General features: G+C 34.0%; 13 protein-coding genes and 1 tRNA gene. 9 read left to right on the forward strand and 5 right to left on the reverse strand.

What is annotated here, in order from left to right; all coding sequences use genetic code 11:
- The first annotated feature begins 2 nt into the window (after window positions 1–2).
- From ACZ1GR_RS17470 to ACZ1GR_RS17500, 7 genes are all read left to right on the forward strand, one after another.
- Entirely contained in the window at window positions 3–1154 is a 1152-nt protein-coding gene (locus ACZ1GR_RS17470; protein WP_472610130.1) for a hypothetical protein, read from the forward strand.
- A 39-nt stretch (window positions 1155–1193) separates the two neighbouring features.
- On the forward strand, window positions 1194–2660 hold the full coding sequence (locus ACZ1GR_RS17475; RefSeq protein ID WP_472610131.1) for an IPT/TIG domain-containing protein: 1467 nt from the start codon (window positions 1194–1196) through the stop codon (window positions 2658–2660).
- Window positions 2661–2775: 115 nt separating this feature from the next.
- On the forward strand, window positions 2776–4266 hold the full coding sequence (locus ACZ1GR_RS17480; RefSeq protein WP_472610132.1) for an alpha/beta hydrolase family protein: 1491 nt from the start codon (window positions 2776–2778) through the stop codon (window positions 4264–4266).
- 16 nt (window positions 4267–4282) lie between these two features.
- Entirely contained in the window at window positions 4283–5572 is a 1290-nt protein-coding gene (locus ACZ1GR_RS17485) for a M20/M25/M40 family metallo-hydrolase (protein ID WP_472610133.1), read from the forward strand.
- A 98-nt stretch (window positions 5573–5670) separates the two neighbouring features.
- Window positions 5671–6822 (forward strand): metallophosphoesterase, encoded by a 1152-nt coding sequence (locus ACZ1GR_RS17490; protein WP_472610134.1) that lies wholly within the window; start codon window positions 5671–5673, stop codon window positions 6820–6822.
- A 409-nt stretch (window positions 6823–7231) separates the two neighbouring features.
- Window positions 7232–7304: transfer RNA gene (locus ACZ1GR_RS17495), tRNA-Lys, on the forward strand.
- Between the two features lie 643 nt (window positions 7305–7947).
- On the forward strand, window positions 7948–9471 hold the full coding sequence (locus tag ACZ1GR_RS17500; protein ID WP_472610135.1) for a GH3 family acyl-acid amido synthetase: 1524 nt from the start codon (window positions 7948–7950) through the stop codon (window positions 9469–9471).
- Window positions 9472–9473: 2 nt separating this feature from the next.
- On the opposite strand, the gene ACZ1GR_RS17505 is transcribed toward ACZ1GR_RS17500, so the two are convergent.
- From ACZ1GR_RS17505 to ACZ1GR_RS17520, 4 genes are all read right to left on the reverse strand, one after another.
- On the reverse strand, window positions 9474–10097 hold the full coding sequence (locus tag ACZ1GR_RS17505) for a hypothetical protein (RefSeq protein ID WP_472610136.1): 624 nt from the start codon (window positions 10095–10097) through the stop codon (window positions 9474–9476).
- 58 nt (window positions 10098–10155) lie between these two features.
- Complete coding sequence (locus tag ACZ1GR_RS17510; RefSeq protein WP_472610137.1) at window positions 10156–10620, reverse strand: hypothetical protein; 465 nt, start codon at window positions 10618–10620, stop codon at window positions 10156–10158.
- Window positions 10621–11096: 476 nt separating this feature from the next.
- Window positions 11097–11261, reverse strand: coding sequence for a hypothetical protein (locus ACZ1GR_RS17515; RefSeq protein ID WP_472610138.1), 165 nt, complete (start codon window positions 11259–11261; stop codon window positions 11097–11099).
- Between the two features lie 62 nt (window positions 11262–11323).
- Window positions 11324–11485 (reverse strand): DUF1328 family protein, encoded by a 162-nt coding sequence (locus tag ACZ1GR_RS17520; RefSeq protein ID WP_472610139.1) that lies wholly within the window; start codon window positions 11483–11485, stop codon window positions 11324–11326.
- A 179-nt stretch (window positions 11486–11664) separates the two neighbouring features.
- Here ACZ1GR_RS17520 and ACZ1GR_RS17525 point away from each other — a divergent pair, with 179 nt between their 5' ends.
- Window positions 11665–12705: a helix-turn-helix domain-containing protein gene (locus tag ACZ1GR_RS17525; protein WP_472610140.1), complete on the forward strand. Its 1041-nt coding sequence runs from the start codon at window positions 11665–11667 to the stop codon at window positions 12703–12705.
- Between the two features lie 120 nt (window positions 12706–12825).
- Window positions 12826–13854, forward strand: a complete 1029-nt coding sequence (locus tag ACZ1GR_RS17530; protein ID WP_472610141.1) for a helix-turn-helix domain-containing protein — start codon at window positions 12826–12828, stop codon at window positions 13852–13854.
- Here ACZ1GR_RS17530 and ACZ1GR_RS17535 read toward each other — a convergent pair.
- Window positions 13844–14560 (reverse strand): SOS response-associated peptidase, encoded by a 717-nt coding sequence (locus tag ACZ1GR_RS17535; RefSeq protein WP_472610142.1) that lies wholly within the window; start codon window positions 14558–14560, stop codon window positions 13844–13846. The genes ACZ1GR_RS17530 and ACZ1GR_RS17535 overlap by 11 nt on opposite strands.
- Window positions 14561–14682 lie beyond the last annotated feature (122 nt).

Here is a 14682-nt window from a genome sequence, read left to right on the forward strand (position 1 = left end):
TTATGAAAAAAATATATATACTCATTTTATTTGTTTTCGGAATATCATGTAATGGAACTGATGATATTTTTGAAGAAGATTTTACTCGTGGAGGTTTTGCCCAGTTTGCTGAAGATTTAGAAACAACAAGATTCAACTTGCTAAGTTTTGATGAAACAGTTTTCTCTGCAGAAATTATAGATCCTAATAATAATATTATTTCATATGCTCTGACATTAATATACGGAGATATTGTTGTTGATAATTTTATAGTGTTGAATTCTTTACCAGGAACAATTTCATTCACAGGACAAGAGGTGCTAACAGCGTTGAATCTTGGCTTAAGTGATTTAGACACAGCAGAATCCTTACGTTTTTTAGCAACCATAACAACACCAGATGGTATTTTTTCAGGAGGGCGTCCTTCATTTGATGCGGACACTAATACACCTACTGGAGGTGATACAGCAAATGAGATTTTTGCATCTGCTAGAAGGCAAGCTGTGGATTTTAGCTTTTCTTTTTTCTTACCACCTCCTAAAAAGCTAAGAGGGACATCTTTTGAAGAGCCTTTTGGTAATGACGAACAATATACGAAACCGGGAGGAGTAACCGAGAGTGAAGAATTGGTCAACAATCCTGGCGAACGTGCTGTACAGTATACGGCTATAGGCACAGGAGTAGATGATGAAATTGGGTTTAGAACCGAAGTGTTTTTTGAAGGCGATGACTCAGGATTTACTAATGAAAGAATAGGTGTAAGTACGGATGCCGAAGCCGTTGGAGGTGCTTTTGTTGATGGTCAACAAGGTTACCAAATAGAGGATATCGATGGCTTGTTGCGCCTTACGTTCGATACGGTCACTGTTGACAATACAGTAAATCCAACATCTGGAGTTCAAATTCAATATTACCCAGTCGAATCTGATCACGAAAGTGGAGATAATCTTACTATCATAGCAAATATCGAAAGAGCGGATGGAAGCTCTGAAACCCTTGAGTTATTAAACATAAGTGGAACTGATATAGATAATGGACTTGAAGAAAGATGGAATCTTGCAGATACTGGTTTTTTGACAGATATAGTTTCTTATACTTTGATTATGGAAACAAATATTGATAGCGGTTCTGAAGATATTTATTTTGATCAAATGTTGGTTTACATACCTGAATAAGTAGGTGTTTTTAGAAGTAAAAACTATAAAATTTTAAAAATGAAAAAAATACATTTAAATTATAAAATAACGGTAATTGCATCGTTGACCTTAATTGGTTTAATAAGTATTTTGTCGTGCGAGGATGAACCAGATTTTAGAATAATCCCTGAAGAGCGTTCAACGCATATTGTTACCGCCATTAGTCCAGATTTATCGGATATTGGAACTACGGTGGTTATTACAGGTGTTAATTTTAGTGGCGTTCGTGGCAATAACAGAGTAAGTTTCAACGGAACTCCGGCAATTGTTGATGAGGCTAGTCAAGATGGTACAGCATTAACAGTAACTGTTCCTGAAGGGGCGACTACAGGAGCTATTTCTGTTGCTATTGGTCAAACAACTATTCAAGGTCCAAATTTTAATGTCGTAGGTGCTCCTGTAATTACAGACTTAAGTGTAACAGGCGGATTTCCTGGTGATACTGTTGTTATTACAGGTGATAACTTTAGTTCGAATTTGCCAGATAACATTGTTGCCTTTGGCGGTATAGTTGCTGAAGTCACTGCAGCTACAATCACAGAATTAATCGTAACAATTCCTGACGGAGCTTTATCGGGTGATTTGACAGTAACTGTTTTTGGTCAGGTAGACGATAATGATTTTACTATTGCTCCTGTTATTACCTCTTTTGACCCTTCGATAGGTGTACCTGGTGATATGGTTACAATCACGGGAACAAATTTTAGCGCTATCGCAAGTCAGAATGCTGTAACATTTAATGGGGCAGAAGCAGAGGTTACTTCTGCAAGTACTACACAACTTACTGTTGAAGTACCAGCTAATGCAACAGATGGTCCATTAACTGTTGAAATTGAAGGATTGTTAGCAACCAGTGTGGATGAATTCATGATAGATGCGACTACTTTATTAATTCCAATTGCTGTGGAGGAGGACGATGTAGAAGAATCTACAGTTAATGGTCAAATGAATCTGACTAGTGGAGACTTAGAACTAGGAGAACTAGATACTGGTTTTTCGCCGGATGATGGAGACGGACTTCCCACCATAGGTTTACGATTTATTAATGTTGATATTCCTCAGGGAGCAACCGTAATAGGGTCAAATATTCAATTTACTGCTGATAGTAGTAACGGTACTGAACCTGTTGAGCTAACCATTTATGGAGAAGCAGTTGGTAATGCTTTACCTTATACTGATACAGCTTTTAATTTATCAACTAGAACACAAACCACAGCTAGTGTAGTTTGGACAATTACTGAAGAATGGTCTACATCTTCTGGTGAAGATAAAACAGAGGCACAGCGTACAGTAGATTTATCTAGTATTGTTCAAGAAATTATAGATAACCCAGATTGGATACCTGGTAACAGTATCAATTTCTTTATGATAGCTACTGGAGCAAGTGCTACGCCATCCGGTACTTCCGTTGGTCGAGAAGCTGAAGGGTTTTCAGATACTAACCCAAATGATACTCCAGAATTTACAGTAACATTTATACAATAATACCCTAAACCCAATTTGTTTGAGTTAGTTAATTAGCAAGGCCTAGTTTATTTGTTGAGCTAGGCCTATTTTAAACGTATGACTAAACAAGCCATGTTTATTTGAAATAGAAATTATGAAAACGAAAAACTTAAAAATAATAGTATTCGTAGTCTCGTTCATAATCTTATTGAGCTGCGATAATAGTAGTGATGGCTCAGATTTAGAACCAACAATTCCATCAGAAACACAACAGAGATTATATTTTACAAATCAAAGTTTTACCATTAATAGGTCCCAAAATCAACCGTTGACTGTAGATCTTAGATATGAAGGGCCAAAAACGTCGGAAACTATCACTGTGGGTTACGAAATTGAAGTTCCAAATGACAATGGTGCTGTTGAAGGGGAAGATTTTGAATTACCAAGTTCAAGTTTTTTTACGATTACAAATGGTCAGGCATTAACGGATGTTACTCTTCTACAAAGGGTATTGTTCAATGAAGAAGCCACAGAAAATAGATTTGTATCCTTTAGAATAAAGGATAAAGAAGGTTTTCTTACTACTAATGCATCTGGTACAGGTAATATTGTCGCTGTAACTATCGGACCAACAGATGACGATACAAAATCGAATGACCCTAATGACCCTGATGATTTTATAGGAGATAAAAAATTCACATTTACAGGTGAAACAGGAAGTACGCTAAAAATCCCTTATTTCTCCAATGTAGATAACATTAGAGATACCAATAATGAAAATATAAAACGTGCAGTTGTGGTGTTACAAGGGGCAAGAAGAAATGCAGGTAGTTATTACAGAAGTATGCTTGGAGCAGCAGAAATGGAATCTACACAACTAGATACCATTTTAATTGTTTCCCCTCAATTCGTCATAGAGGATGATATTAATGAATTTGTTCTGGACGATGAACATATTTATTGGGAAAGTACATGGAAGACAGGAGCAAATTCTAGAAATGAGAGTTCAAACCCTAGACCTGAACGCATACCTTCATTTACTGTAATGGATTCATTAATGCTAAAAATTGCTGAATATCCTAACTTAGAAAAGATTGTTTTTACTGGACATTCTGCTGGTGGGCAATATGTAAATAGATATGCAGCTTCGTCACCTATCGTAGATGAACTCCAAAATAGTTATGGTGTTGAGTTGAGCTTTATTGTAAATAATCCAAGCTCTTATGTTTATATGGATGATAAGCGAAAAGTGTCAGGAACTCAAAACACTTTTGCAGTATCAACTACTTCGTGTTCTAATTATAACGAGTATAAGTATGGTTTAGATGAGTTATTTACTTATTTACGAGAAACCGGAGGAGGGGCTGAAACAATACGTGAAAGACTCATAACAAGAAAAGTAACGTACTTAGTAGGGCAAGAAGATAATGACCCAAATGCTAGTCTATTGGATAGAGATTGCGAAGCACTTTTACAAGGAGATGATAGACTTGAAAGGGGTGTTAATTATTTTGACCATTTGTTAGACTTTTATGGTCCTGTTATTGAAGAAAATCAATCTTTTGCTATTGTACCAAGCGTTGGACACAGTAGTAGAGGCATGTTTCAATCTGAAAAAGGAAGGGCTGCGGCTTTTAGAAATTAATAATAAACACAATAGCATGAAGATTAAAATCACCTTGTTAGCTGTAGCTTATGCATTTACATTAGGTTATTCAACGGCTCAAGAATTAAAAGTCGATAAGAAATATCATAAGGTGATGACCAAGCTTGTGAAAAACAAAAAAGTAAAAAAATCATTAGAAATAGTTGATTCTGAAGAACCTGCCACTATCGCTAACATGATTCTTTTAAACGAGATTCCCGCTCCTCCATTTAAAGAGGCAGAACGTGCTGAAAAATTGAAGGAGCTTTTCGATGATATAGGAGTTGATAAAGTATGGATAGATAGCGAGGGTAATGTTGTTGCTTTACGAAAAGGAAGCGATAGCGATAAGAACATTGCGTTGGATGCTCATTTGGACACTGTGTTTCCTGAAGGAACGGATGTAACAGTAAAAGCTGAAGGAAACACTTATACTGCTCCTGGTATTGGTGATAATACTCGCGGATTGGCCATGATTCTAACTGTTCTTAAAGCTATGAATGATGCGGAAATTAAAACAAAAAATAATATCTATTTTATAGGTACTGTAGGTGAAGAAGGCTTGGGTGATTTAAGAGGTGTAAAACACTTATTTAGTGATGCTTCTGATGTAACAATTGACTCATGGATTTCTATCGATGGTGGTTCTCCGGGAAGAATTATTAATGGTGGACTTGGTTCAAAAAGATACAAAGCCATATTTAAAGGTAAAGGCGGACACTCATGGGGAGCTTTTGGTCTAGCAAATCCACATCATGCGCTTGGCAAGGCAATCAACATTTTTACAAAAAATGCTACAGAATATACATCTAAAGACGGATTAAAAACATCGTTTAATATTGGTGTAATCGGTGGTGGAACATCTGTAAACTCAATTCCATTTGAATCTTGGATGGAGGTAGATATGCGTTCTTTGAGCCCAAAGAGGTTACTAGAGATAGATGCTATTTTTAAAGAAAGTATGAAAGCTGCTGAAAATGAGTACAATGCATCTGGTATTAAAGATAAAGTAGAATTGGTTTTAGTGCCAATTGGTAATAGACCTTCTGGAAAAGCTGATGCTACTTCAAAATTGGTTCAAATGGCTATTGCTAGTGCCAACTACCTAGGTATTTCTCCTAAATTAAGAACAAGTTCTACAAATAGCAATATCCCTATTGCTAAAAATATTCCTGCCATAACCCTAAGTAGGGGAGGTAAAGGCAGTAGAGCTCATTCTTTGGATGAAAAATGGACTAATATCGATGGGGCTAAAAATATTAAGTTAGCCCTACTAGTTACTCTAGCAGAAGCAGAATTAAAATAGTAACTGAATGTTAAAATCGATATTGAAATTAATTAATAGGAGAAATTAAGTCAATATTTATCCAAAAGGAAATTTAATACATACATCTAATACACGAAATGGAGGGTCTAAAGACTAGTATATTAGAAATTAAAAAAAAGAGGCTTACATATGGGGTGAAGTTGCTTTTAGCGATACTATTATTTAATACGAATTATCGAATTATTCATGCTCAAACTTCAAAGGGTAAACTTGTTGTCAAAGAAATTAATGATTGCCCATACATTTTTTATGAGGAAGATTCGGTAAAAGTAAAATGGATTTTTGAAGGGAAATTACAAACGAAATTTTTTTCAAATAGCGATTTTGGAAGGTTAAAAATTAAAACCTGCAAGGAGTTTAAATCAAAATACATAAAAATAAAGCCTTCAATTTTTATTGATAATGAACAGAAATTTAAAGGGGTTTCAAAAATTGCTGTTTTAAGTGATATACATGGTCAGCATGACTTATTTATAAGGCTGATGAAGGCAAATAAAATAATTACAAAAAATGGAAAATGGAATTTTGGCACAGGACACTTCGTAATTGTAGGTGATATTTTTGATAGAGGTGACAAAGTAACAGAAACGCTATGGTTTATTTACAATTTAGAACAACAAGCAGAAAAAGCAGGAGGTAAAGTACATTACCTATTGGGCAACCATGAAGTAATGATTTTAGAAGGAAATGATAGGTATGTTCATGAAAAATATAAATGGGTTGCCAAACAAGTTGGAGTGGAACATAAAGAGCTTTATAGTAAAGAAACACTATTAGGAGAATGGATAAGAACTAAACCTGTTGCGATAGCTATTAATGATATTGCCTTTGCTCATGCAGGTTTTTCACCTGAATTTGCTGATAGGAAATACGATATTACTACCATAAATAGGTTATTTCGCTACAATATTATTGGCCATGATAGAAGAAAAGTGTTAAAAAATAGGGACTTGAAATTTATGATAGAATCAGAAGGTCCAATATGGTATAGAGGTTATTTTAGAGACAAAGAATTTACAAAAGAGAAAGCACAACATATCTTAGATGCTATAGGTATGAATCATATAGTTGTAGGTCATACTTCTATGAATAAAATTTTATCTCATTTTGATGGATTAATTTATAGTGTAGATTCCAGTATGAAAAAAGGTAAACATGCTGAAATTCTAATTTGGAAAAATGATAAATTTTTTAAAGGTGATATAGAAGGACATTTACTTAAAATATAGCAATACTTAAAAAGAAAAACTGAAAATGAACATTACATTTAATTCAATTATAAAATATTCATTGGATTAAATGGATGGTTTTACCACAATTAAGGACACTTTTTAAAAAATTGTTATACAACCTACTTACTTAATTTTTGTATGCACGTCCAATTTGGACTTTTGATTTTCCATCCAGATAATGTTTCCTTCCACTTTTAAATAAAAATTAAAAATGAGAGGGTTAACAGAGGAGAAATAGCGCTTCTTGGAGTGAAGAAGCACGTAAAATGCGAATTGTTATTTTAGTTATAGAAGAAAGATTTGAGAGGCAGTGATTGAGTTAGTTGATATTTTAATTGATAAGTTTTTAGTGTAAATATTTTTCAACTTGTTCAATAGCTCATCATATTTACACTTGAAAAAACACGTCACGTAGCTCAGCTGGATAGAGCATCTGCCTCTTATGTAGACGGTCAAAGGTTCGAATCCTTTCGTGATCACGACACTCAGGAAACCAAGCCCCTCGGCATGGTTCTTTTATTTATTGAAAGACCAAACTTCAGAATGGGTTTTGGGATAAATAAAAAGCCAATCGACGAAAGCTGCTGGGTTTCCTATTTGCAACATTGAGCGCAAAGGAAAACCTGTGGTAATCCTTTCGCAATCACCGGTATTTATTAAGTCTCAGAGAATTCAGCCTTTCTGAACTTTTTTATTTGCAAACACTTCAAAATCTATCTTTTTTAACATTTGTTGATGCAATTTCTATCGATAAATATGGATTCTTCATTCTTTATAAAACTCCTTGCATTTCAGATACACTGAAAATTTCTTACTAAAAGTTTACAGATTTTAGTAACAAAACGGATAATGTAGTAAAGCAAAAGAATGGTGGGCTAAAACAATGCTATGGAATTTAAAAAATTGAATTTTAATTAATTGTAGGTGGACTTGAAATAATGTTCTGTCGCAAAAACAAAAAAATATGCTATAAATACTGTTCTTAATTGTATTCAGTCCAAAAATGAACATTTACTAGTAGTAAACCAGTTAATCAAAATAGTAATCGAACAAATCAAAATTGTAGAAAGCATATATTTTTGGTTAACATCAAAAAGTAGCGACAAAAAAAGAAGGTAAAGGATGGCAATTATTGGAAACATCATAAAAGGAGTAATAGATTTAACGGATAACTTATCTTCGGATAGTTACCCCGTTGAAGAGCAAAAAATTGTTTTAAAGAAGTTATTGACTTCTGCATCCGATACAACTTTTGGAAACAAATATGGTTTTAAAAGCATACTGCATTCATTGGATTTTCAAAGTGAATATGCTCGAGTTGTACCTTATCACGACTACAATAAAATTTCAAAAGAATGGTGGGGAGAAGTTGTAGATGGAAAAGAAAATATTACTTGGCCTGGGAATCCAGAGTATTTTGCTCTAAGCTCTGGTACGACAGGTAAAAAAAGTAAGCGCATTCCCGTTACCGATGATATGATTTCGTCAATAAAAAACGCAGGAATTAAGCAGGTTCTGGCACTATCAAATTTTGACTTGCCTGCCGATTTTTTCGAAAAAGAGATTATGATGCTTGGAAGCTCTACAGATTTAGAAGAAAGAGGAGAACATCAAGAAGGTGAAATAAGCGGTATAAGTGCCAGTAATATTCCCTTTTGGTTTAAGGGATATTACAAACCGGGAGAGGATATTGCCAAAATCGATGACTGGGAAGCACGAGTATTGGAAATTGCAAAACAGGCTAAAAATTGGGATATTGGAGCTTTAAGTGGAATACCATCATGGATGGAATTGATGCTTAAGAAAGTAATTGAATACAATAATCTAGACCACATTCATCAGATTTGGCCTAACCTTTCAGTATATACTTCAGGTGGTGTAGCGTTCGACCCCTACGAAAAAAGTTTTAATGCCTTATTGGACAAACCTATTCAGATTATCGATACTTACTTGGCCTCTGAAGGATTTATAGCTTTTCAAAGTCGCCCTGAGACTTCTGCCATGAAATTAATTACCGATAATGGAATTTATTTTGAATTTGTTCCGTTCAAACCTGAATACGTAAACCAAGATGGGTCATTGACCGACGATGCACCTTCTTGTACTTTAGATGAAGTGGAGTTGCAACAAGACTATGTCTTGATTATATCAACTGTATCGGGAGCTTGGCGCTATATTATAGGTGATACTATTCAATTCACTGATATCGAAAGAGCTGAAATTAAAATAACGGGGAGAACAAAATTTTTCTTGAATACCGTTGGGTCACAACTTTCAGTAAATAAATTAAACGATGCGCTAAAAAATCTTGAAGAAGAATTTAATCTCAAAATACCTGAATACACTTTATGCGCAAAACGTTATGATGATGGTTTTTACCACACTTGGTATTTAGGTTCTGATACGGCCGTTGACGAAGAAAAAGTTGCTAGGGCTCTTGATGATTACCTTAAAAGTGCGAACAAAAATTATAAAGTGGCAAGAAGTAAAGCCTTAGAAGGTGTTAAAGTTCATTTTACAAATCCTGATACGTTTGCTGAATGGAGTGGTGCTAATAAGAAAAAGGGAGGGCAAGTGAAAATGGAACGTGTGATGGAAGAAGAAAGATTTACAGAATGGGAGAATTTCGTAAAGGAATCCGTCTAGAGTTAGTTGCCTGTTGAATCCATTTTTTTGACCATTTCCATAATTTCTTCTGGGGATAGATAGTATTCCTGAATTCTGTTTTTATAGTTTTCATCTATATCGGCGTTATCAAGAATAAAACGTTTTGTACTTATGATATAATCACCCATTCCTTTGCTTACAGCAAAAGAATCTGCGGCTCTCTCTGCCTTTTTTACATGCTCTTTTAATAAAGCATATCTTATTCCAAAACCTATTAAATTCAAAGCGCTTCTTTCTTGATAATCCTTTATATGGCCAAGTTCATGTCCAACCCAGCCTATTAAAATATCCGATGGAACTTCTATAGTTTTAAATTCTTTACCGGTGATTTTAAATTTTTCGCTAATTAATATCTTATAACCTCTTTGGTCTTTTCTCTTAAAAATACTCCCTAAAGTTGGTTGAGCGAGCATGACAGATTTTTTAATATTTTTTTTGAATTTAAACTCAATTGGTACTTGCCTAAGTTCTGGATAAAACGAAAGGGCCGTTAAAACTTCTTTTTCAATACTTTTTGGAATTATTTTTTTTGGCTCAACGAAGACCATATAGAATGTAATTATTACCAGGCTAATTAGTAAAAGTTGTTTTATTCTTTTTTTCAAAACAATAGGGAATAAAAAAGGGCTAAATTATTTAGCCCTTTTGTTCGTTGTTTTTATTTTAGAATTGATATCGAATACCTAACGCGATATCCAAATCCAAATCATCAGAGAATTGATCATTAAATCCGAGTTCTGGCCTTATATCCAATGATAGAAGCAAAGGAAAATCGAAATTATATTCTATACCCAAATCACCTGCAACTAAGGCAAATGTTCCGTCATTTTCGCCAGCATCAAAAGAGCCTAGACCTGCACCGGCCCCTACATACCAATTGAAGCCTCCGTCTATGGGCATCACCCATTGATAGAGCCCTACAAGTTTAAATGCATCTACATTATTAGAGCTTCTAAAACCTAGATCAAACTCTAATCGGTTATTTTCTTTTAAATAGTGCTGATAAGAAATTTCACCTCCAAAACCATCGTTATCACCAACTCTTAATCCTAAGGCGTTTTTTGAAATTGTTTGCGCACTTACTGTTGTGGTCGCTGCTAAAAGTAAATAAAATAGTATTTTTTTCATGTTCTTTATTTTAAAGCAAAAATATGAACATAGTGTTGTTTTGATTGACCCATTTACTTTAAGGATTGTCGCAAACCATATGTTAAGATTTTAATTAGATGTTCAAGTGACCATGATAATCTATAAACAGTTTTTTGAGGTAACCGGCTTTTATGTTTTAGAAGGAGGTTCTGACAAGGTAGATTGATTGCCTTAAACTTTTTTGAAAGGCGTAGAGCAGGCTATTACCTGCTAACCTAACCCTACGGGTTAATATATTTTAACTGACTTAAAAAAGAAAAAGTGAAGAACGATAACCTAGAAATATACTCTGTAAATTCCGACTGCTATTAAGATTAGGGTGATTAATAAAACGAGAAGAGCAAATCCACCGAAAAATATTACTTTTTTAACCTTGAGTTTGGATGTTTTTTTTCTTTTTGACATAAAAAAAGCTCTGATGGATTCATCAGAGCTGGTTTTCTTGATATTAAGACTTAATGGTCATCGGTTGCATCATCAAGTTCTTCTTTAATGTCTTTTGCCGCATCTTCTACTTCTTCGCCAGCTTCTTCTAGACCATCTTCCACTTCTTCAATGGCATCCTCAGCTTTATCCTTATTCGTTTCTCTACATTGCGATAATGTTAGTACAGATAGCATTAACATTAAAAATAATAACATTGATTTTTTCATTTCTTGTTTTTTACTTGTTTAACTATGATTTATAATCTTTTTCTTCCAGTGATAAGCGATATTACAAAGAGTACTATAAAAAGAAAGAATAAAATTTTAGCTATACTAGCTGCACCTGCCGCTATTCCACCGAATCCGAAAATCCCTGCAATAACCGCTAAAATGATAAAAGTAACTGTCCAACGTAACATATATTAATTTTTTTGGTTCTCGTCTGACTAACTATTAATCAGCACATTACAAATGTCATACTTTCTATATGCAACGCTTAGCTTTATCGATATTTATGTTGACTCATTAGCTTCTGAGTGTTAAGCATTTAGAGTTAATTTCTGCATAATAGTGGTATATTTGGGGCCAACGAGAGAATGTGGAAAAAGAAATACATATCACCAACAATAGCGCTAAACGCTTTATTGAGATTGTTGCCAATGAATTAGGCGTTGATTTTGAAAAGGAAGATAAAAAATATTGCATAACCTTTCCCAAGGAAATAGGTCATGGATATATTAAAACTTATGATTTTGACTTCGGAATCTTCGCTTATGAGTTTGATTGTACTCTTGAAAAATCGTTATGTCTCACGTTTGCCAAAGAAGTTGTTCAACCTTTGGTAATTTTATTCAATAGGGAAGAGGAAATAAGGTATTCCCATTCTGGGGATAGCGACAAAACTATTAGGCACCTAGAGAGTATGATGGCTTGCGCCGGTCTCAACGATAGTAATAGCCTAAAAATATCTAAGAATTCGCCTAGTTGTTTTTTTGTAATTAGAATAGACAGGAAAGCCTTTGAGGAAAAAATAGATTCCTTTCTCGCCGAAATGGATAATAATTTGGAAGAGATTTTTAGAGATGCCAATGGAGTTAATACCATAATTAATCAGGGTTATTACAGTCTTGACATTGCAAAATACATTGAAGAATTTACGACAACCGAACTTACCGGCTTCATGCGCCATGTTTTTCAAGAGGGAAAAATTTATGAAATACTTACCCATTTCTTAAAACAGTATTTAGACGATACCAAAGAGCCCGATAGTAGAAGGATCCTTAGACAGAATACTGTAGATAAAATTGAGGAGGCAAGTATTATTATTCAGGAAGAGATGGCGGTTTTAGGTAGTATTCTTAATATTGCCAAACGTGTTGGTTTAAATCAAAACACTTTACAAGACGGCTTTAATCATCTGTTTAAAAAGTCTGTAAATCAGTATATTAAAGATGTAAGAATGGACAAGGCCAAAGAATTGATGGAGAACTCTGATTTGAATATTACAGAAATCACTTATAAAATAGGTATCAACTCAAGAAGCTACTTCTCCAAAATTTTCAAAGAAAAATTTGGAATCTCCCCTAAACACTATATTTCCAAGCATAGAAAGTTAAATCAAGCAGGTAAATCTGCTTGATTTTTAATAACTGCTTAACAATTTAACTGTAATAACTACCCGATTTTGTTAGTTTAAATTTCAATATTGTTAAACACTCTTTACTGCTTACAATTTCTTTGCAACGATTAAAAAAACGTTATGCAAGAGATTGTTTTAAAAAATCATCCCATCGATGATTTACTAAATCAATTAAATTCTTTTTTACAAGGCGAGATTGTTGAGAAATGGGGAGAAAAATCACTTGTTTTTAATAATATCCATGGCAAAGGAACTATAAGGACCATTTCATTTGATTGGGGAATATCACTAATAGATTATGATGTAAATTTTTCAAACGACATAAAGATTGTTTATGAAACTGGCGCAGAGCCCCCATTAGAATTTATCTTTATTTCGCAAGGAAGATTAGGCTATATTCAAGGGGTAGACCCAGAAGAAGTGCAATTGGAACGCTATCAAAACATTATAATCTCTCCAAAAAAACAATCTAAAAAGACGCTTGTTTTTCCAAAGAGGGTAAATGTACAAGTGAACATAATCCATATTCTCAAAAAACAATATGCCAAAAAGAAACATAACAATTTAGCTTATTTGAATGATGTAATCCATTCTGTTTTTAAAGATGAATCGGTTAGCCTACCTTACAGGCATTTGGGAAACTTTAACCTCAAAATTGCTGATCAGGTTAAGGAGATACGTTCAGATAATTCTTATGGTGCTATTAACGCCTTAAGCATAGAAGGCAGGCTCAATATTATTTTGGCTATGCAGCTGTTGGAGCAGCACAAGTTTGATACGGAAGACAAATTATCAGACTCGTTATCGGTATCGGATATCAGAAAAATTCACAAATTAGCGGGATACATTGTAGATAATATCTCAGAGCCAATTACTATAGCCATCCTGTCTGAAGAATCTGGATTAAGCGCAAAAAAACTTCAATTGGGATTTAGAATGCTTTATGAGAAATCGGTCAATGAGTATGTGAAAAAAATCAAGTTAGAGGTTTCCCGTGACTACCTAAAAAACACAGATTATTCCATTTCAGAGGTGGTATATAAAGTAGGCATAAAAAGTAGAAGCTACTTTTCTAAGATTTTTAGCGAGCATTATGGTATTTTACCTACGGAGTACAGAAAAAAAATAAAATTAAAATCTAGGAGTTAGACAAACCTCCCTTTGGAATATCGTCATAATAGACTGGCTGTAGCAGTGAGTTGTATACGATTTTATTTTTAAAGAAATCATTGGCTATTGGGTTTGCACGTAGTTTAAGTCTTGGAGGATTTTTAATGATTTGTTCTATAGTGTTTTCCCTTGTCTCTTCAGACATCCAAGTTTCAAATACACTTTCCGTAATTATTATTGGCATTTGATTATCAACGTTATGAAAACTGGAGATAAATTTATCGGCTTTGGTCGTTATGGGCGAACAGCTCAAGAATCCATCTTCAAGTTGGTTGTATATTCCGCCAATAAAAAAAGATTTGTCATCGGGCAGACTTACATAATAGGTATATATAGTTCCTTTTCTTAAGAGATAGGCGAAAAACCCGGAGACCAAAATAAGTGCTCGTCTGTGCTTAAGGGCAGATTTCATCCAAGAAATAGTTTTTAGTTGATCGATATTAAGGTTCAACGTATTTGAGATTTCTTGGAAAGTGCTCCAATCTTCTTTATAGTCTTGAGGCATTAGCCCCCAGATTGCTAAATTGATTTCATCTTTGTCCTCCATGGTCACGATAGATATCGTAGCCTCAGTAAGACCATCAATTAGTAGGTCTGGGGCATATAGATTTGGGTACTTGAATCTCAGATTCAAATCTTTCTCAATCTTATTTTTTTCAACTGCATTTGAAAGCTTATAAAACATACATTAAAATATGGATGCAATTAAACCAAAAAAATAGGTTTTGGTTAGCTCAAAAAAAAAAAATTGTAACACGTTTAAAATTAATTGTTTAGAGTTTAGTTTCTTTTTTTTGTTTTATCCTT

This window comes from Croceitalea sp. W27 (assembly GCF_055693185.1).